This is a genomic window from Chryseobacterium sp. MMS23-Vi53, from assembly GCF_047651245.1.
In the GTDB taxonomy this organism is placed as follows: domain Bacteria; phylum Bacteroidota; class Bacteroidia; order Flavobacteriales; family Weeksellaceae; genus Chryseobacterium.
In genome coordinates this window covers 4,018,386-4,038,698 of record NZ_CP180265.1, presented here as the reverse complement: position 1 = coordinate 4,038,698, position 20,313 = coordinate 4,018,386, and the positions used below count along the sequence as shown (strand labels likewise).

12 protein-coding genes are annotated in these 20,313 nt (G+C 35.7%); 5 read left to right on the top strand and 7 right to left on the bottom strand.

What is annotated here, in order from left to right:
• Window positions 1-6 precede the first annotated feature (6 nt).
• From ACKX2A_RS18015 to ACKX2A_RS18000, 4 genes are read right to left on the bottom strand one after another with little or no spacing between them, the layout of a single operon-like run.
• Window positions 7-411, bottom strand: a complete 405-nt coding sequence (locus ACKX2A_RS18015) for a hypothetical protein (protein WP_415326315.1) — start codon at window positions 409-411, stop codon at window positions 7-9.
• Window positions 412-4,014 (bottom strand): DUF6443 domain-containing protein, encoded by a 3,603-nt coding sequence (locus tag ACKX2A_RS18010; protein WP_415326314.1) that lies wholly within the window; start codon window positions 4,012-4,014, stop codon window positions 412-414.
• Window positions 4,015-4,016: 2 nt separating this feature from the next.
• Complete coding sequence (locus ACKX2A_RS18005) at window positions 4,017-6,788, bottom strand: hypothetical protein (protein WP_415326313.1); 2,772 nt, start codon at window positions 6,786-6,788, stop codon at window positions 4,017-4,019.
• Window positions 6,789-6,794: 6 nt separating this feature from the next.
• On the bottom strand, window positions 6,795-8,339 hold the full coding sequence (locus ACKX2A_RS18000) for a T9SS type A sorting domain-containing protein (protein WP_415326312.1): 1,545 nt from the start codon (window positions 8,337-8,339) through the stop codon (window positions 6,795-6,797).
• 388 nt (window positions 8,340-8,727) lie between these two features.
• Between ACKX2A_RS18000 and ACKX2A_RS17995 the strand changes: the two genes are divergently transcribed.
• Together ACKX2A_RS17995 and mobC are read left to right on the top strand one after the other, a co-directional pair.
• Entirely contained in the window at window positions 8,728-9,882 is a 1,155-nt protein-coding gene (locus ACKX2A_RS17995) for an NUMOD4 domain-containing protein (RefSeq protein WP_415326311.1), read from the top strand.
• A 240-nt stretch (window positions 9,883-10,122) separates the two neighbouring features.
• Window positions 10,123-12,123 (top strand): conjugal transfer protein MobC, encoded by a 2,001-nt coding sequence (gene mobC / locus ACKX2A_RS17990; protein WP_415326310.1) that lies wholly within the window; start codon window positions 10,123-10,125, stop codon window positions 12,121-12,123.
• Between the two features lie 40 nt (window positions 12,124-12,163).
• Here the strand turns inward: mobC and ACKX2A_RS17985 are convergent, their stop codons facing one another.
• Together ACKX2A_RS17985 and ACKX2A_RS17980 are read right to left on the bottom strand one after the other, a co-directional pair.
• Window positions 12,164-13,009: an RteC domain-containing protein gene (locus tag ACKX2A_RS17985; RefSeq protein ID WP_415326309.1), complete on the bottom strand. Its 846-nt coding sequence runs from the start codon at window positions 13,007-13,009 to the stop codon at window positions 12,164-12,166.
• A 46-nt stretch (window positions 13,010-13,055) separates the two neighbouring features.
• Window positions 13,056-14,759: an AraC family transcriptional regulator gene (locus ACKX2A_RS17980; protein ID WP_415326308.1), complete on the bottom strand. Its 1,704-nt coding sequence runs from the start codon at window positions 14,757-14,759 to the stop codon at window positions 13,056-13,058.
• 399 nt (window positions 14,760-15,158) lie between these two features.
• Between ACKX2A_RS17980 and ACKX2A_RS17975 the strand changes: the two genes are divergently transcribed.
• The 3 genes from ACKX2A_RS17975 (at window position 15,159) to ACKX2A_RS17965 (ending at window position 17,271) form a co-directional block, all read left to right on the top strand.
• On the top strand, window positions 15,159-15,281 hold the full coding sequence (locus tag ACKX2A_RS17975) for a hypothetical protein (protein WP_415326307.1): 123 nt from the start codon (window positions 15,159-15,161) through the stop codon (window positions 15,279-15,281).
• 93 nt (window positions 15,282-15,374) lie between these two features.
• Window positions 15,375-16,913, top strand: a complete 1,539-nt coding sequence (locus ACKX2A_RS17970; protein ID WP_415326306.1) for a DoxX family protein — start codon at window positions 15,375-15,377, stop codon at window positions 16,911-16,913.
• Between the two features lie 76 nt (window positions 16,914-16,989).
• Complete coding sequence (locus ACKX2A_RS17965; protein ID WP_415326305.1) at window positions 16,990-17,271, top strand: DUF6520 family protein; 282 nt, start codon at window positions 16,990-16,992, stop codon at window positions 17,269-17,271.
• A 599-nt stretch (window positions 17,272-17,870) separates the two neighbouring features.
• Here the strand turns inward: ACKX2A_RS17965 and ACKX2A_RS17960 are convergent.
• Window positions 17,871-20,309 carry an alpha/beta hydrolase family protein gene (locus ACKX2A_RS17960; protein WP_415326304.1) on the bottom strand — a complete coding sequence of 813 codons (2,439 nt, stop codon included), beginning with the start codon at window positions 20,307-20,309 and terminating at the stop codon, window positions 17,871-17,873.
• Between the last annotated feature and the right edge of the window lie 4 nt (window positions 20,310-20,313).

The following is a 20,313-nucleotide window of genomic DNA, read 5'->3' as shown; positions in this document are numbered from 1 at the left end:
AGCATTTTATCTCGTCGTTTTCTTTAGTGTTTGAATTAAATACCATTTTTTTGTACTCTCTCCCTTATTAAAAAAAAACCAAAAGGATTCATTCTTCCCAAAATTCCATAAAACGATAAATGCAAGATCACGATTTACAGTATATTGTTTAAGATCATAGTCGATAAAATCATTTTTGCTATTAACAATGTTAATATTTAAACTATCATTCTTGAAAGTTTTTATTCCATTTACAACCAATTTTTCGGAGTCTAAAATATTTATTTCATTACCCAGTTTATTTTTTTTTAAATTATAAATAACACTTGGATTACTAAAAAACTCATTTGTGAATTTCTTGTTTGAAATGCTTTTGCAAGACATAATGATTGTTAAACAAAAGAATAATAAAAAGATATTTTTTCTCATCATTTATGGATTAAATATTTTTGATAAAGTTTTAAAATGTATTCTGGAATATTCTTTAAGATTATAAGGAAAGCTGTTTATTTGCCCCATATCTAAACGCCCGTTTGCCGGAGCGACTCCTTTAATATCGTTCATAAATATTCTATACTCAAATGCGTTTCCATGTTCTGGTCTTCCTTCATCATTAACAAAATTTTGAAGGAATCCTTGCATATCTTTTGATGCACCTTTAATGTTATTTCCCCAATGAGCACCTTCATGTCCGATGACTCCTGACATAAAAAATAAATTTACGATTCCTTCTATTGTATTTGGGTTTTTATTAGCTTTTTCAAACCAATCCAAAACAAATGTAGCTATCGATATCTTATTAAGGTTTTCTGGGATAGGAGAATTTGTATAATCATATTGACCATTGGACATTTTCACATCCCAATCGTGAAGAATCGGCCCTTCTCCATAAGTGAATGCTTTTGTCACTTCATCTTTATTCATACCTGTTATATCCATAAATGCTTGTAAAAAATTAGGATCATTAACTATCTTTGGTAATTTATTTTTAACTAAATCGTAAAATGCGGGATAATTCTTCTTATAGTATTCTTCTTGTCCTTTTGGAAATTGAAAGGTAGGTGCTCCATTAAGCTGCGCCATAATATCCCTATACCACTGCGTTTCTCCAAAAGTTTTGGCACTTCCACCACCACCTCCGCCAAGCATGGTATCATCAACTCCTATAAAATAATATTCCTGCCCCAGAAAAGCCATAAGATTTGATAATTTCCCTGTTCCTCCTCTTCCATAGTAATCCAACATTCCACCGGGTACCGTAAAGTTTTCAGCGGGTGCCTGTGGAGGAACAGCTTTTCTTCCATCCGGATCTATAAACATCACAGGATTGTTATAAGCATAATTGTAAGGCGTAAATCTTCTTGATGTTTCTGCCAATGGATCGATAACTCCCCATCTTCCGATGTCGCTCATGTACATCCTTGCTCCATAATCGCTCCAACCTGTTTCCTTCTGCAACTCCTTTCCGTTATACTCATAGTTGTAAGAAGAATTTCCAGCAGTCTGGTTATATCCTTCATGTTTCAACCCGAACGGATAAAAGTTATTTTCTTCCAGAACTTCTGCGCTGCCATTTTGGTTTTTGAAGTAGCTCAAACGCACATTTCCCAAATGATCTGTATAGCTGTAAATATACTTATTATTTTCAAAATTATAATAGCCTTCGTATGTTGGAACAAACTTTAAAGAAGGAATGACAATCGGGTTATTCAAAGACGTTGTTCCTTCATACTGAAACCCGTCCAGATAATCCGTCACAGTTTTTGAAAGACTAAGATTTGCACCATCTTTATAATTATATTCTTTTCGAACTTTTGTTCCGTCTGCACGATAGGTATATGCTGTATTTACATAGATGTTACCACCACGGCTTGTGATGTATTCATTAAATTTCACATATTTCGGAAGATCCAGAATATTATAATCGATCTGTAAAATTCCTTTATCTAAATGGTCGGTCATGTTTCCATTGGCATCATAATGTATTTTGCTTCCTGAAGTATCGGGATATCCGGCATAATCTCCGGAATCATCGGTTACGGTTGTTAACTGGTTTCCAATATAACCGTAAGTAAGAATATCAATATCTGACTTTAACCCCAAAGAGTTTTTACCTGTTCTTTGTAGAGAGGCAATATTACTGTTCATATCATAAGTCACAGATTCGTTATAGAAATCATTTTGCGGAACAGAAACAGATGGTTCAGAATATTTTCCTTTCTTTAGTCTGTTCAAAGGATCATATTCATAGGAATATCTTCTCAGCACATTATCTGTTGAGGTTTTCCAATCTACTTCGGTAATGCTTCCATTAAATTTTGCAACCGTATTTTCCGGATTGGTGTTTTTTATTTCATACCCAAACAGTTTTCCGCTAAGATTCGCAGGATCGTTGATTTTCGTAATCGCTCCTTTGATGTTGTAAGTGTAATCGATACTTTGAAGATTATTTCCTACTTTTTTGTTGGATAATTGAGACAGTTCATTGTATGTATTCTCCACAAGAAGCTCCTGAGGATTACTGTCTACCTGATGCCACTGTTTTTTCAGACGGTTAAGAGAATCATATTCAAAATTCTGAACGATTACTTTTTCAGTATCTGTGCTCAGTCTTTTGTGATAGGCTTTGGTTTGCTGTACAACACCTGCAAAATCTAATTTGGATTCTGTTTTTGTATACCCTCCCAAATGATTGACGGAATGTGTTGCGATGCTTCTTCCTTTACTGTCGTACCAGATATAATTTTTCGTCCAGTTATCGTCTTCAATATTTTTGGTATAAGAAGCTACAGCAAGTCCTTTGGTGCTTACAAGATTGTTCACTGGATCTTGTGATAATACTTCCTGATTCAAAACCGGTGAAGAAATCTGTGGCGTACCTTCAGGATATGTATCGTAATAGTTCACGCTTAATATCTGCTGAATAGAAACAGGATATGCAGTAGAATTGGTATAATATACCGGTATATTGTTCTGAGTAAAACTTACGGCAGAGGTTCTTTCTTCGTTATTCAAACCTTTGGTATAAACATTAGTTTGTTCATCTGCTCGTTCTCCTCCAGATGTAATTCCCGTATACAATACTCTGCCCAGCTTATCATATTTAGTGAAAAACCATTGTCCTTTTGCCTTGGCAATGGCATCTGTAGTCATTGCCACACGATCCTGTTTATCATAAACGATATATTCCCAGCCTTGTCCCGGTAACTTTTTTTCAACTGTTCTGAATTTCGTATCAAATCTATATTGATAGCAAAGGTTGCTAAGTGTATTATCCGGAACTAAGCTTCCTATGGTAAGATTTTCATTGGCTTTGGAAGCTAAAGGAGAAAGTACATAAGCAAGATTTTCATACTCATCATAAACGTAATAGGTATCTGTTTTTTCTCCGTTGTCTGAAAATTTTCTTACCAAAAGGGTTTGCCCTTTCCCGTTTTTGAATTCAGTTGTCACATTATTATCAGCATCTTTTACCGAATTTTTCAGCAATATTCCGGCTGAATAATATCCTGAATAAGTTAAATAGCTTGTATTGTTGCTCCAGTTTGTTGAAACAATATATTTTACAACATCATTCTGCAGATTGGTTTCGTAAGAATAATTAACAGGCTTTGCTGCCCATGCATTCCCGACTCCATAGGATTGTTTTGCCCTGTTTAACGGAAGAACATCCATAACGTTTTCGGAATAGATTTTTTCCGATCCGTAAACAGAGGGCGCATTGGAAAGTGGTGAGCCATAAATGGCTCCATTTTGATTTCCTGTCTGAGGAACAGGTAGATATCCTTTCAATTGTCTTCCTAAAGAATCATATTCTACGTGAGTTACGATATCTTTTCCCGAAGGAGTTGCACCTATGCCTATGATTTGTTTGGGTCTTGATAATCCGTCATAATAAGTAATTGTTTCTGCCTTCTTTGTACATTCTTCGGTAAGGCATGTTTTTGTATAGAAATAATTCTCCGAAGATGATATCTGTCCCGAATACAAGCCATAAAGGGACAAAAATAAATATATTAATAATCTTTTTTTCATAATTAGTGTTGTTTGATATTATTCTTATATTCTTCCAGCGTGATTCCGTTTACATCTGTTGTTTTGATCAGGTTATTTAAATTATCATATACATATTTTTTTCTGATTCCTAGTGCAGATGTTTCACTTGTAACCCCGATAAAAGGATCATAAGTATACGTTGTGATATAATAATCTTTCAGAGCCTGATTTTTTCTGAAATTGTCCAGTGCAGCAATTAGCAGTCCTTCTTTACTTGAATCAAGAGCGTCATCATTGGAAGCATTGACAATAGAAGACATAAGATTCAAATTCTGTAATGCATCATAAGTAATTCCTTCTATTTTTGCAATGATCTGGGTATTGTTATAGCCATAAACCAAGGTCGTTGGAATACCAGACTTGGATGTGGTCTGTAATGGATTTCCGAAAGCATCATATTTATCAATGGTCATTACAGTTTCAGGACTTCCGGTGATGGCATCGTAAACAACCGAAGAAGTAGCCCAGTTATGAGAAGGATTATCAAATTTTAATTCTGATTTAGATACGGTTTTCGAAATTCCGTTTTTTGTATTTACTGTTTCCTGAATTAAAGGAATCCCGACAAAATTAGCATTCAAAAGCTTTTGATTATTTAAATCTAAAGCATACTGATATTTCTTTTCGATTACTTCTCCATTAGCATCCGTATTCTTTTCACTTTTTAAATTTCCATACTCAGGTTCATAAGTAGAAAGCGAGGTCTCTGTAAGAACAACATTATTATCCATGAATGTTTTGGCAGTTATTCCTTGATTTTTTCTCCATGAAATAGAAAAATTATTTATGTAATTGGCTTGCGGTTTATTTTCCATTCCATAAATAAACTCCTGACTATAAACTAATTTATTGGTTCCATCATATTGCTCGACAAGAAGTGGTAAACCAGTCTTTAGTTCACTGTTGAAATCAATTCCATAAAAGTGAGATGGCGGTATTCCTAAACTATATTCTGCCACATCCGGATTTAAAAAGGTATATTTTGTAGAGTAATTCTTTACTAAATCAGTTACCTTTACATTAGTGTAAATAATAGATTCATTTCCTTTATAAAAATCCAGACCAATATATCCAAAAGAATCATCACTGGAATATGTTGTTGAACTAGGCATGGCATTGTTAGCAAAAAGATTGTAACTATATTGTAATGATTCAATAGGTGTCGCAGAATTGCTCTCATATTTTTTTATACTTTTAATTCTAAGTCCTTTTGCATTTTGAAAAAGTTCAGAAGTACTACGTAAACCATAGATTCTAATAATCCCTTTCCCGTCTCCATATGCCTGGAATTTATAATTTTCTCCTGATCCTATAAAGAATTTTGTTCCATCACAGGTAGCTGGAATAGCATCTGTTACTGCATAATCATTTAATTGCTTTTCCTCGTTATTTGTATTATTAAATATTGCATAACTGAAAGGGTTGGGATTTACAGGTGTGTTTATTAAAAAATCCCCAAAATCTATATCCTGCTGTACAAATGTTTTTTGATATAAAGCAGGTGTTGTAAAAAAATATTTTCTTGTAATACTTGTATCATAATTAAATTCCAGAATTTTTTCAATTCGATAATTCGAATCGCCTGGTAAGGTATTAGATTCATACTCATATTCTATTTTGCCCCCAGTAGGTAAATATACTTTCGAAAGAGCCCCCACAGAACTAAATTGAGGATGTATGGTGTAAGGAGTGTAAAGAAATCCTTCGTCTAGACTGCAATAAAATGAGCTATTCACAAATCCATATGGATCCAGATGATTTTCATTGAAATTGGTATTATACTCAAAAGTATATTTTTTTATTCCACTTGAATTTCTACCTTGTGTGGCGAGAGAGACCAGATTATAATAATTTTCAAAAACAGATTGCTGGATGATATTTCCTGCAATATCTTTTAATGTAATTTTTTGTAATTTGTAATTATCTTCATCAACAGGATATTCAGGATTTTTTGAATACACGAAATCTACAACACCATTATTGGAAATCGTTATCTTTATGAGCTTATGTCTAAGAATAGTTTTGGTCGTACTTCCTGAAGTAATCTGTTTGGAAGTTGTATCATAATCATAAGTGACTAATGTATTGTTATTTTCATCCGATATTTTACTGATATTATAATTGGTATGGAAAAGTGTTTTTTTGTTTCCAAGTCCACTTTCTGTATAATATGAAATATCATTTTTATCAAATATATAACGAAGTCCATTTTCATCAATGACAGTAAAGGACTTTATTTTATAAGTAAGCGTATCGGAGTTTTTCTCAATTATTATTTTATCTTTGGATAATTTGAATTGAGTCGCAACTAAGCCGTGCTGTATTTTATCATAATTAATGGTAAACTTCCCTGACCCTCCGGGAATACTGTATTGGAATACATTGGATTCGCAATAAGACATATTATCCATATTCTTTTTTATGGTATAATCCTCATTAAAGTTATGTGTCATCCTATTTACAGCGAATCCTGCAAGAATATTCCATCCTTTTCCGACATCACTTATCATATTATGAGCTGAGATGTCATTAGCGATATAGTTTAGAGAAACAGCTACATTGAGCTTATTTGAATTCGTTGGGATGTTAAACAAAGGAAAGTTGATATTGGGAACCCCCATTGCAATATTAACATCTGAGGACTTCTCATATGCTTCTTTTTGAATTTCAAAACCTCCCTGAGCCTGAAGTTTTGAAAAATATTGCGTAGCCACTGTTATTAAAAACAGCAATAAAAAGACATTTTTCTTCATTTATATTTATTTTTTAATCAATTTAGCATTCGCCGTTTTATTCGTATCCGTTTTAATGGTGATGAGATAAGCCCCCTGAATCAAATTCTGTGTGTTAATTTTAGTTACTTTGTTATTAGTTTTTAGACTTTGTAATTGTCTTCCTCCCATATCGTACAGCGTAATATCTGCTTCCTTGAAATCAAATCCTATTTCGACATAAGCATAATCTGAAACAGGATTCGGATAAATCTTAATATCCTGTTTTTCGATTAATTGATCGATTTGCTTGTCTCCCAGCTTTACAATCTTCCAGTTCTCTTTTCCAAGTTCCTCGGCACTTGTTCCTGCTAAAACAATCGATCCGTCTCGGTTGAGTTTAATATCAGACAATCTTTCTTCTCTTTTTCTGGATTCTCCTTTTACATATTTTCTCCATTGTTCATTACCGTTTTGATCCAGATATAGCATCCAGAAAGTCTCATCATCATTTTCAATTCTTCCTTCTGCCTGAGTATAACCGCCTAACAAAATGCCTTTGGAAGACTTTTCATCAGAAGAATGTAAAACACTCATTCCCATCAAAACATCTCTGTTCTTGAAAGTGTAAGACTTTTGCCAGATTTCTTCGCCCTTTTCGTTTAAAGAAATCAGCCATAAATCTGTTCCTTCTTCGATTCCGACGGATTTGTTTCCTGATCTCTCGGATCTCGATTCACCACCAATTAAATATCCTGTAGATGTCAAAGAAAGCGTTCTCAAATGATCATCTCCTTTTCCTCCGAAGTTCTTTTCCCATTCAACCTTTCCATCTTTTGAAAGTTTAATGATCCAATAATCACCTTCTCCATAGTTTTCAGTCTTCTTTGAACCTCCTGCGTTGCTTCTTGAATACATACCTAGTAAAGCTCCGCCATCTTTTGTGGGAATCATTTTCTCAACTTCATCCAAACCTTTACCACCTAAAACTAGTGAGGAAAGCTCTTTTCCGTTTTTATCAAGTCTTACAATTAAAACATCTTTTGATCCGTAACCTTTTGAAGAATTTTGAACGTTACCTGCCACAAAAAATCCTAAATCTGTAGTTTGAATTACTGATCTGGCTTCTTCATCAGAAGTTCCGCCAATGCTTTTCTGCCAAAGTTCATCTCCGAATTCATTAATTCGAATCAGCCAAATATCTGATCCGCCTTTTGATTCTTCTTTTTTATCTAAGGATTTTCCGGAATAACTCGTTCCTGAAATAAGGAAACCTCCTTCTTGTGTAGCAACAGTAGCCGATAAAAAATCATGGTTTTGACCTGAGAAATATTTTTCCCAGACTTCCTCTCCCTGCTGATTAAGTTTTACTAAGTGATAGTCGTAACCTCCGTTTTGTCTATTCTCAGAAGATTGCTGTTTTGGAGACTGAATAGAGCTTCCTGTAATTAAATACTGTCCGTCAATGGTTGTGGTAATCTGGCTTAGAAAGTCCTGTGTGGAGGATTTGATGTCTTTCTGCCAAATTACTTCTTGAGCAGAAAGGCGTAAGAAGGAACATAACAATAGTGCTCCTACGTAGAATTTCTTCATACTTAAGTGTCTATATTTGAGTTGTTATTATTAATTTTTTAAAACTTTGCAAAAGTATCTATTTTACGTCATGTTAGAAAGGTTTATTTCATACATTTAATATGATAATTACAAAATTTTGATAATTTGTATTCTTTCTTAATTATCCTTCTCTAAAGAAACTGTTCTAAAACGACAGAACATGTCGTAATTTATTTTGCTATCCATCTTATATCATAAGATGCAGTTTAATCTCTTGTGGTTGGAAATCAAAATTAGGAAACATCAGAGCATATTAATTACGGAATACATATAAGACGCTTTTTTAATATCTAATGCATATTTTTGTTTTATCTACATAACGATGCACAAATAAAAACGACTATAAAGCAAAAAAATATTCCAACTTATGAAACTGCCCACAGAAATAGGAGATGAATATATCAATACCGTTCTTTCCAATATTTCCTTAAAAGATCTTCCACATGAAAGCTGGAAGCCGATTGAAGGGTTTGAGAACTATTCCATTTCCAGTCATGGGCGAGTAAAGAGCCTAGAGCGATTAGTTCCACTTCCAAATGGAGGAGAGCAGAAAATATTAGCCCGTATCCTGAAGCCGCAGGCATTCAGGTATTTTAACAAGCATTTAAAAGCTCATTTTTATAATGTGAGATGTAACCTCTGTAGTGATGGAAAAGTATATGGAAGGTCAACTGCTCGTTTGGTGTATTATCATTTTGTTGAAAAAATTGATATGGATGATCTCTCATTCCGGATCTCTTTTAAAGATGAAAACAGGTTCAACGTCCATTTCAGCAATCTCGAGAAAGTCACAGCCATTGAGCTTCGAAATAAAGTATTGAATACAGGCAGAGGAAAAAAAGGGAATTACTACCAGCCAGTCAGCCAGTACACCGTCGATGGGGATTTTGTTGCAAGTTATGATAATATTTATGCGGCAAGCGAAACTTTGGGAATCCACCACACCCAGATCATGGCGGTGATCAACAAAAAAAGGATTACTGCGGGAACATTCCTATGGTTTACAAAAGGATATATTCCTACTCAAGAAGAGTTGATACCGGAGAAAAAAGATAAAACGGAGAAAATCTTTAACGTAAACCTATGGAAAAACCTCGGGGAACCATCTATTGATCCAAACAACCCGCCTGCCTGTATGAATTTATCGTTAAAAGATCTTCCCGGCGAACTATGGAAACCTATTCCCGGTCTCAAAGGATATTTTGCCATATCCAACAAAGGAAGGATCAAGAGGTTAAATTCATGGACAGAGAACAAAAATAAAACCTTCTGGAAGGAGCATATTATCTCTCTTTTCTTTGCACCCTATTCTGAAACCAACTACTATTTATATGCGAACCTGAGTCACAGAGGAAAACGGATCCAGATAAGGCTGAACAAATATTTGTATTACTGCTTTGTAAAGAAGTTTGATCTGAATGACCGCTCACTTGTTGTTATCAACAAAAATAAGCCCTTATGGAATATTGATATTTCAAAGCTGGAATTGCGCTCCTCAGCGCATCATTTAAATAATAAATAATAAGGAGTTGTATTAGTTATTTGAATTCAATTCACTACTATAACAGATTAAAAATTGACACTTTAATGCTTCTGTCCAAATAAATCTTGAAGCTCCGCAGGACGAAGCAGCAACTTTGTTAGGATGAGTTCAATTGAAAGACTTTATAATATGACAATTGCAGACAAATAAGTGCGCTCGATGCATTTCGTAATCACTCTGTATAATTATGTTAATAAAATTGTTAAAAACAATTTAAAAATGCAGGGAGAGGACGATCTAAAAGGTCTTGCCAAAATTATGGCATTTATGAGAACAGTGAGCATCATCATGGTATTGACGCACCTCTATTGGTTTTGTTACAGTTTTTTTGAGAAGCTTAGCTGGACACATGAGATTTTCAATAAGATACTTTACAGTTTTAACCAGACTTCAGGACTTTTTGCCGATATTTTGTATACAAAGCTCTTTGCAGTAATACTGCTTGGATTAAGCTGCCTGGGTACCAAGGGAGTTAAAAACGATAAAATCACCTGGCAAAAAATATCAACAACTTTAACAATGGGTATCCTTTTGTTCTTTTTCAATACTCCATTATTACATATTTCAACGGATAGTGGTGATGTTTTATACATTGTTACAACAGGAGGTGGTTATTTGTTTCTTATGGTATCAGGGGCTTGGATGAGTCGTCTTCTGCGACATAATTTAATGGAAGATGTTTTTAACAGTGAGAATGAAAGCTTTCTACAGGAGACAAAATTATTTTATAATGAATATTCCATCAATCTTCCCACTAAATTTTATTATCAGGGGAAATGGCATCAGGGATGGATTAATATTGTCAATCCTTTTCGAGCTACAATTGTTTTAGGAACACCAGGTTCAGGAAAATCTTTTGCCGTTGTCAACAACTACATCAAACAGCACATTGAAAAAGGATTTTCAATGTATATTTATGATTTTAAATTCGATGATTTATCGACCATTGCCTACAATCATCTTTTAAATCATTCAGATGCTTATAAGATAAAGCCCAAGTTCTATGTTATCAATTTTGACGATCCTAGAAAAAGCCACCGATGCAATCCTTTGAATCCGTATTTTATGACGGATATCTCTGATGCTTACGAAGCGGCATACACGATTATGCTGAACCTTAACAGAAGCTGGATACAGAAGCAGGGAGATTTTTTTGTGGAAAGTCCGATTATTCTCTTAGCTGCTATTATTTGGTTTCTTAAAATTTATGAGAACGGGAAATACTGTACATTCCCACATGCTATCGAGCTGTTGAATAAAAAATATGAAGATGTATTTACCATTCTAACATCCTATTCAGAGCTGGAAAACTACCTCTCTCCTTTTATGGACGCTTGGCAAGGCGGAGCACAGGATCAGTTACAGGGACAAATCGCTTCCGCGAAGATTCCTCTGTCAAGAATGATCTCGCCGCAATTGTACTGGGTTATGACCGGAGATGACTTTTCTTTAGACATTAATAACCCCAATGAGCCCAAAATTCTTTGTGTAGGAAATAATCCTGACCGTCAAAATATTTATTCTGCAGCTTTGGGATTATACAACTCAAGAATTGTAAAGCTCATTAATAAAAAAGGTCAGCTTAAAAGTTCAGTTATTATTGACGAGCTACCCACAATTTACTTCAGAGGATTAGATCATCTGATCGCTACGGCTCGAAGCAATAAAGTTTCTGTCTGTCTTGGATTTCAGGATTTTTCTCAATTAACAAGAGATTACGGAGATAAAGAAAGCAAAGTCATTCAGAATACGGTGGGAAATATTTTCAGCGGACAAGTCGTTGGAGAAACAGCAAAAGCATTATCAGAAAGATTTGGTAAAGTTTTACAAAAGAGACAAAGTATATCCATCAATAGAAATGATACTTCCACATCCATATCAACACAATTGGACAGCTTAATTCCGGCATCTAAGATTTCTACGCTGACTCAAGGATTTTTTGTCGGGGCTGTTTCGGATAATTTTGACGAAAGAATTAAACAGAAAATATTCCATTCTGAAATTGTGGTGGATCGTGTGAAACTGGCAGCACAGGAAAAGTCCTATGAAAAAATACCTTCAATACGCTCTTTTATTGATGAAGAAGGAAATGATTGTCTGCGTGAAGAAATCGAAACGAACTATAAGACTATTAAATCGGATATTACCAGAATCATTACACAAGAAATGGATCGAATTTCAAAGGATCCGGATTTGCAGCATCTGATGAATAAAAATTAAAACCTCAAATGACCTAAACACAAATGAGGTTGATCAACAGCTACTCACCTTCTGTATTGAGGAAATGTTTATTCAGATTCTCGGTGACCAAGTTTAAAAACTTAGTAGCTCCCTGCTTCCTGTTCCTGATTTCAAATATGGTTTTGTGAAAGTTTCCTAAATCTGTGCCCAATGTTTTTTCAACAAATTTAATTACTTCGCTGAGTTCTATGTTTCCACCATTGAAGCATCGCATTTGATAAAGTGCATAGGTAAGTTCTATAAGCCCCACCTTTGATGCAGACCATGAAAGTGGTCTAACAGCTTTAATACTGGAAGGATCAGCTAAATCCTCAATCTTTCTTCTAAGGTACTGGTCGTATTGTTGATTTGCCAAAAACCTTGCGATCATATGATCGTGAGAAGTGGTGAAACTGGAGTCAAAGTTGTAAAATCCTAATGAAAGCTTCATTTTTAAGTCATAAGAATTTCTGACAAATATTTTCTGGTCAAGGTAGGTAGCCTCTCTTCTATAATAGCTGTAAAATTCGGATTGTTCTAAGTAAAAGTTTTTAAGTTTTTCCTGCTCTGCTTCGTAATATTTTTTCAGCGCTTTGCTACCCGCATCAGGTCTATGAGATTCGACCTCAAGAACCGTTGAATAATAAATAAACTTTGAAATAAACGGAGGTTTTAATTTTTTAAAGAAATAAACTTCTTCTGCTATAGTTTCAAATTGATGGGAGGAAACCATTGCTTTGAGTTTTCGAATCGATTCATCGATGAGCAGCAATGATTTTTCTGCAACTTTTACCATGTCTCCGTTGTCATCGTAAACTTGATTGATCTTAAGCTCTAGTTCATCCTGCAAACGCTTAATTTTTCTAAAAATAGTTTTTGTTACCATGTCCTTTTTTTAGAAATTTACAAAAAATCGTTTATCTGCGATATAATCAACTGATTCCCAGGTTCTGTTTGCGCTTCTTAATATAGTCCGTCGGGCGTATGCCGTTGATTTCAAAAAAGAGTTTGGAGAAGTTTTGACGGGCGGCAATACCGCATTCATCTGCCAAAGCTTCAATCCGGTAATTCAGATACTTGGTATTGGTATTCAAAAGATGGGTGATGTAGTTGATTCTCAGCTCTGCCATATATTTGGTAAAGTTAATTCCCTTATTTTCATTGATGTATATAGAGAGATAATGGGCATTTGTCCCTAATTTTAGGGCAATGCTGGTTTGGGTGATACCTTTCTTTGTAAACTGCAGCTCCTTTTCAAATTTTTCTAGCTTTTCCCTGATTTCAATGGTCATTTCAGGAGTAAGTGACGTTTTTCGTAAGGATTGTTCATCCTGTTCCTGTGTTTCAAGGTCGCTTATTTTGTAAGTTCCTTCCTGAATGCGCTTTTGCAGTAGGTCGTATTGTTTTTTAATTTTCTGATCCCTTTGGTATCTCACCGCAAAAAAAGTGAGTACCACCGTTCCTGAAAAAATAATGATCTTGGCATATCTCATTTTCTGATTCCCCGCTTTCTCAATATCCTCTTTCTGCTCGATAAGGGTCTGCCTATCATAATCTTTGTGAAGTCTGGACGATAGGTAGGCATAGTCCTTTGAGATAATACTATCTGCCTTCAGAAGCTGATTTGTAAAATACAGCTGTTGATTGATATCTTTGTGACGGTAGTATTCAATCAGGTATTTGTAGCTGTTATATACTTCAGGAAGAATAAATCCATGCTTTTCAAATACAGAATCTATCTTATGGTAGTAAACCATGGCCGTCTTAGAGTCTCGTTCAGCCTGCGCGATCTTCCCCAGATAATAATAGATTACGGTTGACCATGCAAAATCATTCCTTTTTAAAAGCATGGGCAGAGATTTTTTAAGATCGGCTTTAGCCTCATCATAATTTTTATGATGGAATTTTAAAATTCCCATACATTTTAGAAAATAGCTGTGCTCTAGTTCAAAATCATCTTCCTTCTCCGTAAGCCGTAAGCCCAGCCGACTCAGACTGTCACTTTTGGCAAAATTCATCAGGTACCGGTTAACCACCGTCAACTGGTGGAGGCTGTTCAAATAGCCTTTATTGTAATTATATTTTTCATTGACATGATTATCTCCTTTGCGCCGCGCATCGTAAAAAGCCAGACAGTTATTAAAATGCTCCAGGGCTTCTTCATAATATCCGAGATGCCCCTTAACAATTCCGAGATGGTACAGCACCTTATAGTGCAGGTAATGATCTTTCGAATTTTTAGAATACTGATAGGCCTTGAGGTATTCATTCAACGCCAGCTTATATTTTTTCTGATAAAAATAATAGATAATCCCTTTGCTCAGATAATCCTTACTGACATCATCATTTGTTCCATGGCTAAGACTTATGCTTAGTACACTGTCAGCATATTGTATTTTATGATGGTAGTCAAACTGCCTTCCGTCCCTGTAGCCTTGGATTAGTTTTATATAATTTTTTTCTTTTTTGGCTTTCGCAATGTACATCCGCACATCGGGCATGGCCGAAATATCATCGGTCGCCATTTTTTCATAAATTTTTCTTATTTCATTGAAAGTCCTTTCGTTTTGATGCTGCGAAAATAAAAACGGGGAAAAAGCAGAAAACAGGACGAGAAAGTAGTTTAACTTTTTCATATACTGATTATTAGAACCTCACCATTTCAAAAATAAACATTTTGTTTTAAAATAAATCAAATTCAGGAGAATTAGGGAAACAATGAAACCAACACCTAACAAAATACTGTCTATCAATAACTTAAAGTTTAATTTAAAATGTATCAATTTTAAAATTGATACGTACTGATTTTAAAATTGCAACATCCAGTCCTTTTTTTTCGGTTGAAAGCCCGATACCTTTGGCTTAAGAATTCTATTTCAATCCGGCCGGGATAACCATTAAAAACAATCACAATGAAAAAGTTTATCCCTATTTTAACCCTTGTTGTAAGTTCAGCATATTTACAAAACTGCACCAATCGAGAAGAAGATATTGATTCAATGGACAAATTGTTTCATAAGACTGAAAAACCCCTTATGAAAAAACAAGATTCTGCCAAACTATCGGAACAGGATCTTGATCCTGATCCTTCAGATCCGCCAGTACGGGACGGAGATAACTGGAGGCTTTACGAAAACGAAAATATCCTTACCCTATGATTCCCCATACCTCCCTGTCAGTTGTCAGCGGTTTACCATGTCCAAAAAGCGGCATCTGGGAAAGTGTGGGGAATTTCAAAACAACAATAACTCTTGTCAAAGGAGATCCCATGCCTGAATACTGTGGCTGGAAGATTAAATGGAGACTTGTGCAAGCCTGTTAAACCTATTGAATACAAAGTCATGAAAAATAAACCCAACATCATTTCTGTCATCATATGCTATTTTCTCATCCTGCTATGGGTATATGCGGGAGTAAGCAAGCTAGCTGATTTTGAAAATTTCCAGATTCAGCTGGCTCAGTCTCCCCTCTTAGGTGATTATTCGGTACTAATTTCCTATGTGGTAATTCTGACGGAATTTCTTTTCGTATTTCTTCTGGCTGTTCCTAAAGTCCGGTTGACAGGCTTGTATGGCTCTTTGGGATTAATGTCGGCATTTACGGTATATATTTATCTTATTGTCTATTTCAGTGAGTCGATACCGTGCTCCTGCGGGGGAATTTTGGAAAAGATGGATTGGAATGACCACCTTATTTTTAATATTCTGTGTATCGTATTGATATTGACTGCCATTTTTACCTTTGGACCGGGAGCTGTCAGCAAAAAGAGACTAATGGGATTAGCAGTAGTGGCCATAGGTTTACCTTCCCTAGTTCCTGCTCTTTTATTCTATCCGCATCTTCATGATAACGAGGGAAATTTCACTAGAAAAATAGTCTATCCGCTGACAGATCAGCAAAGAATTTTGGAATTCCCTGCCGATCATTACTACTTTGCAGGAAACAGAGGTGACACCCTATTCTTAGGTCAACGGAAAACCCCTCTGCTTCTTTCAACAGTAATGCCTGAGTTTAATAATATCCAGGTTAATACCCTCAGGCTCAATCATTACAAATACCCGTTTGTCAGTGCGACTGTTAATGTGCTGTATCCCTATTTCAGCGTATCAGATGGTAAGGTTCCTGCTGTCTTCGAAGGAAAGCTCCCCTCACTGGAGGCTCATGACATCGGGATCTACCGGTTGTATTTTTCCAGATTTTATATGCTTAGACCACAGCAATACATCTTTAAAACGATGCTTGTTAAAACGAAAGAAAGTGAACTCGGTATCTTACATACGGCTCCTAAAAAATATCATCTTTATCCTGATGTTTTACAGAGCCACTCAGACGGTATTTTCGATACCGACGGAGATATCACGGTTGATCATGACAATCAACAGATAGTATATACCCACCTCTACCGAAATGAGATCATCACAACAGACTTTAACCTTGGGCATGTCCGAAGAACAAGAACCATTGATTCCTTATCCCATACCGTCCTTGAGACCAAAATCCTTACCAATGGACAGACCAAATTACTCAGGTCTCCCACGATCATTAACAGAATACAGGCGGTCTCCAATCATAAATTCTATAATGTATCCAGCATAAGAGGAAAAAATGAGTCCTACAGTGATGCAAGAAAAAACCACTGCATTGATGTGTATGATGCCCTAACCAAGAAATACCTCTACAGCTTTTATATTAAGAAAAACAAAAGGAGCAGGATCAAAAGCATTTTAGCTACGAAACATTATTTGTATGTACTGTCAGGATCACAATTGACCAGATATACATTTAAATAATATCTGTTGGCCAACAGAGCAGGGATTGCCGAAAACCTGTTACACAAGAGTAGGCATAACATCAAATTTTATTACAATGAAAAACTTCATTTTACCGGCAGTTCTGATTCTGATAGGAACAGGAACTGCATTCGCCACACAGAAAGCGAAAAGCAACAGTGAGACTTTGGCTGTAAGACAAGGCTATATCTTTAACAGCTCAACCAACCAGTGGGACAGAAGCGTCATGTGTGAGACTACACTGGGTCCGATTTGTACCGTTAACGGCTTACCGACAGGACAGCAGGTTTTTGGAACAAGCGGCCCGGAGGTTGATCATCCCGAAACAGCCAATGTAGAATTGTACAAAATCAATTAAAAAGAGAGGCTATCTCAATTTTGGGACAGCCTCATTTTTTTATTAAGAACGGTTTAATTGGGATTCAAATAATTTACAGTTGTTATAAAAAACAAACTAAACATAGTTTATTGATACTATGATCTTCTATAAAATTAATTGTTATTTTATTGTTTGGAAATTCATATTGCTCATTACTTATTCCAATCGTCTTTTCATTAACTATGAATTCAGATTTTAAATACCCAGCCAATTTTCCACTAAATCTAATATCGAGCCCATCTGCATTTAATATAAATGTCATTCCTTTAAAATCTACTAGGGATTCCGTTTTTGTATAACCTGCCAGATAATTATCTGACTGAAATGCAATTAATGCTCAAATGAATAAGATAAAAGAGCAGATTTTTATACTTTAATTTGGGAGGAATCTATTCTTAGACCTAACTATAGGTACAACTTTAGATTAATTGTTTTGTCAATACAGGGTCAATAGAAACACTGTACATTCAGTTTAAAAATTAGTTACCCAAGCAAATATTTTAAACATAAGTGTTTTTAATCTTTTTAATAATAAATATGCTTTTTGATTATAAATAATTAAGGGATAGTCTCTGTATTTATTGATGTACTGGATTGATCCAATCTGCAGGCGGTTTATTTTTCAGGAAATGTTCAAACCATTGCCAGATCCTGACATTCAGGTCCAGTTGATTGGATGAAAGAAAGACATTATGGGTTTCATTACGGTACTCTAGCAAGACCGCTTTTTTCTGTAATCGCTTAAGTCCCAGAAAAAACATCCGTGACTGCATAGGGGATATATTCCTGTCCTTTGAACCTGTCCAGATCAGTACAGGAGTATTAATGTTTTTCAGATGGTATATCGGGGAGTTTCCCATATAGCTGTTCCAGCTCTCAAAGACGTTATCTTTCATTCTGACCTGTTGATTTTCAGTCCTCCTGTAATTGGGCTTTGCATCGAATTCTGAGTAGCTCAAAGAATGAGATACCAGATCTGATACCATGACCCCTGCCACTCCGGTTTTGAAATACCTGGAGCCGGTCAGTGCCAAACCAGTCTGATAGCCGCCGAATGACAGACCTATAATTCCTATTTTACCACGATCAACATTCGCTAATAATTCAGCCCTATCAATGCTTTTCTCTAACGAGGTGATCATGCTGTTATTAAGACCACCCGTGCTGTATTGAAGATCAGGTAAAAGAACCAGATACCCATTCATCAGGTAATGCATGTAGTTAAAGCCAAAAGTCGTTTTTATGTAGGGCGGTAAGAATTTCAATACATCAAGGGACATTTTTTCATAAATATTAACGATCATCGGAAATTTTTTTTGCGGATCATAGTCCGCAGGATACAGAATTGCCGTGTTGGAAATCCCTTCGCTTGTTTGATACTGAAAAATCTGACACTTTGCCTGACCAAAGCCTTTTTTTTCTGTTTTAAGAGATTCGTGCACAAGGGTATATTTTCCGTTTTCGAATTTTGTCAGCTGAAACGGTTCTAGGGCAAAATAGGATGTTAAAAAGAATCCTTTACGGTACGGTATCCTTTCTTGATAATGTCCCTGTCTGTAGAGTTTAAATTGATTATTTTTATATGTATAGGCTGCAAATCCCGTATCATAGGTGAGCGTATTGAAAAGTTTAAATGTCATTTCTTTTTCTATATCTATTTCAGCGAATCTAACGTTCCAGGAAGACTTGGGGTACTGATTCTTGGATACCTGCAGCCGGTACTGGAGATGCTGATCCCCTGTTGTGGTAATTTTCTCTACATGATAATTGGTAAGATCCACGATAAAGTAGTCGGACTGGTTAGAAAGCATAATCTTCGAGGTCCCTTTGATTTTGATTGGGCGTTCATGCGGAGAATATTGGAGACCATTGTTTTTAAGGTCCTCCCATCCATGGGTTTCTGCAGGAAAAAGTTCATGATCTTTTTCCTTTCCAAGCTGCTGGCACATCCATCTTTTACCGTTGAAATAGACAAACTGCTTTGTGCGGCGATCCCACAGGTAATTGCCGTCATCCGTTCTTTTTTGAGGCAGTATAGAGAAACTTTTGCCATAATCCAATATCAGTTTAAGATCAAGGACTGCATTTTGCTCTTCTTCTGTCACATCATCGCTTTGATCAAAAACAACAAAATCTCCCTTGTCGTTTAAAAACTTATAAACGGGCTGCTGCAATCTTTCGTCAGGTTGAAAATCCCATTTTTCTTCCTTAATATTGTAAATCCCCAGATAATGGTTCACTGGCTGAGCCTTCCCGTTTCTGTTGGAATAACTGATGTGCAGCTCAGGATTTTCCTTGGCGTTCAACTGGCTTTTCAAATAGAGGGGAAAAATAAAATGTTCATTCTCCCTGACTTCGAAATACGAATTCAATCCGGTTGTCCATTCAAAAGCTTCAGGACTTGTAATAACTTGTTTTTTCAGTTGACCGGATAAAAGATCCACGACATAAAGTTCGATAATTGATGCCTGAATATGGGCACAATAGACTTTCTTACCGTAAGAAGCCAGCCATTGAACAGTATTTTCGAGCTGATAGGTTTTACGCTCCTCGTTTTTAAGGTTTCTCACCACCAACATGTTCCCGGAAACATACACCAGATGATTTCCTGCATCTTCCAGCTGGTAGACACTGATATTTTTTTCAGTCCATCGGACGTGTCCTTTATTATTGGATAATACCAGCTCTTTCGAGCCGGTATTATAGAGAATTACCTGTTGGGATGAATTTGCAAGCATAGACATATAATTGCCTTGAACATCTTTTTGCTCACCCGTTTTCAAGTTGAGAAAACGGACGTGATCGTTGCTTCGCATTAGCAGTTTATGATCTCCTAAAAAATCGTATTGATCATGCTTATCTAACATTTTGCTCTTACCGCTTTTTAAATCAATAAGCTCATCATCATCCTTACCATAAGCGCTGTTATGATTCAGTACAACATATTGCCCTGATGGACTGACTGTTAAAAGTGCAGTGTCATAGTACTGCTTGTACCTGGTCTCTAAGCTGTCCATATTC

What these genes read in the sequence shown, in the direction of transcription:
- ACKX2A_RS17975 (WP_415326307.1), top strand. Translation starts at nt 15,159, where the DNA reads ATGAAAAAACAAGATTCTGCCAAACTATCGGAACAGGATCTTGATCCT.
- ACKX2A_RS18000 (WP_415326312.1), bottom strand. Translation starts at nt 8,339, where the DNA reads ATGAAGAAATTCTACGTAGGAGCACTATTGTTATGTTCCTTCTTACGC.
- ACKX2A_RS18010 (WP_415326314.1), bottom strand. Translation starts at nt 4,014, where the DNA reads ATGAAAAAAAGATTATTAATATATTTATTTTTGTCCCTTTATGGCTTG.
- ACKX2A_RS18005 (WP_415326313.1), bottom strand. Translation starts at nt 6,788, where the DNA reads ATGAAGAAAAATGTCTTTTTATTGCTGTTTTTAATAACAGTGGCTACG.
- ACKX2A_RS17985 (WP_415326309.1), bottom strand. Translation starts at nt 13,009, where the DNA reads ATGGTAACAAAAACTATTTTTAGAAAAATTAAGCGTTTGCAGGATGAA.
- mobC (WP_415326310.1), top strand. Translation starts at nt 10,123, where the DNA reads ATGCAGGGAGAGGACGATCTAAAAGGTCTTGCCAAAATTATGGCATTT.
- ACKX2A_RS18015 (WP_415326315.1), bottom strand. Translation starts at nt 411, where the DNA reads ATGATGAGAAAAAATATCTTTTTATTATTCTTTTGTTTAACAATCATT.
- ACKX2A_RS17995 (WP_415326311.1), top strand. Translation starts at nt 8,728, where the DNA reads ATGAAACTGCCCACAGAAATAGGAGATGAATATATCAATACCGTTCTT.
- ACKX2A_RS17980 (WP_415326308.1), bottom strand. Translation starts at nt 14,759, where the DNA reads ATGAAAAAGTTAAACTACTTTCTCGTCCTGTTTTCTGCTTTTTCCCCG.
- ACKX2A_RS17965 (WP_415326305.1), top strand. Translation starts at nt 16,990, where the DNA reads ATGAAAAACTTCATTTTACCGGCAGTTCTGATTCTGATAGGAACAGGA.
- ACKX2A_RS17960 (WP_415326304.1), bottom strand. Translation starts at nt 20,309, where the DNA reads ATGGACAGCTTAGAGACCAGGTACAAGCAGTACTATGACACTGCACTT.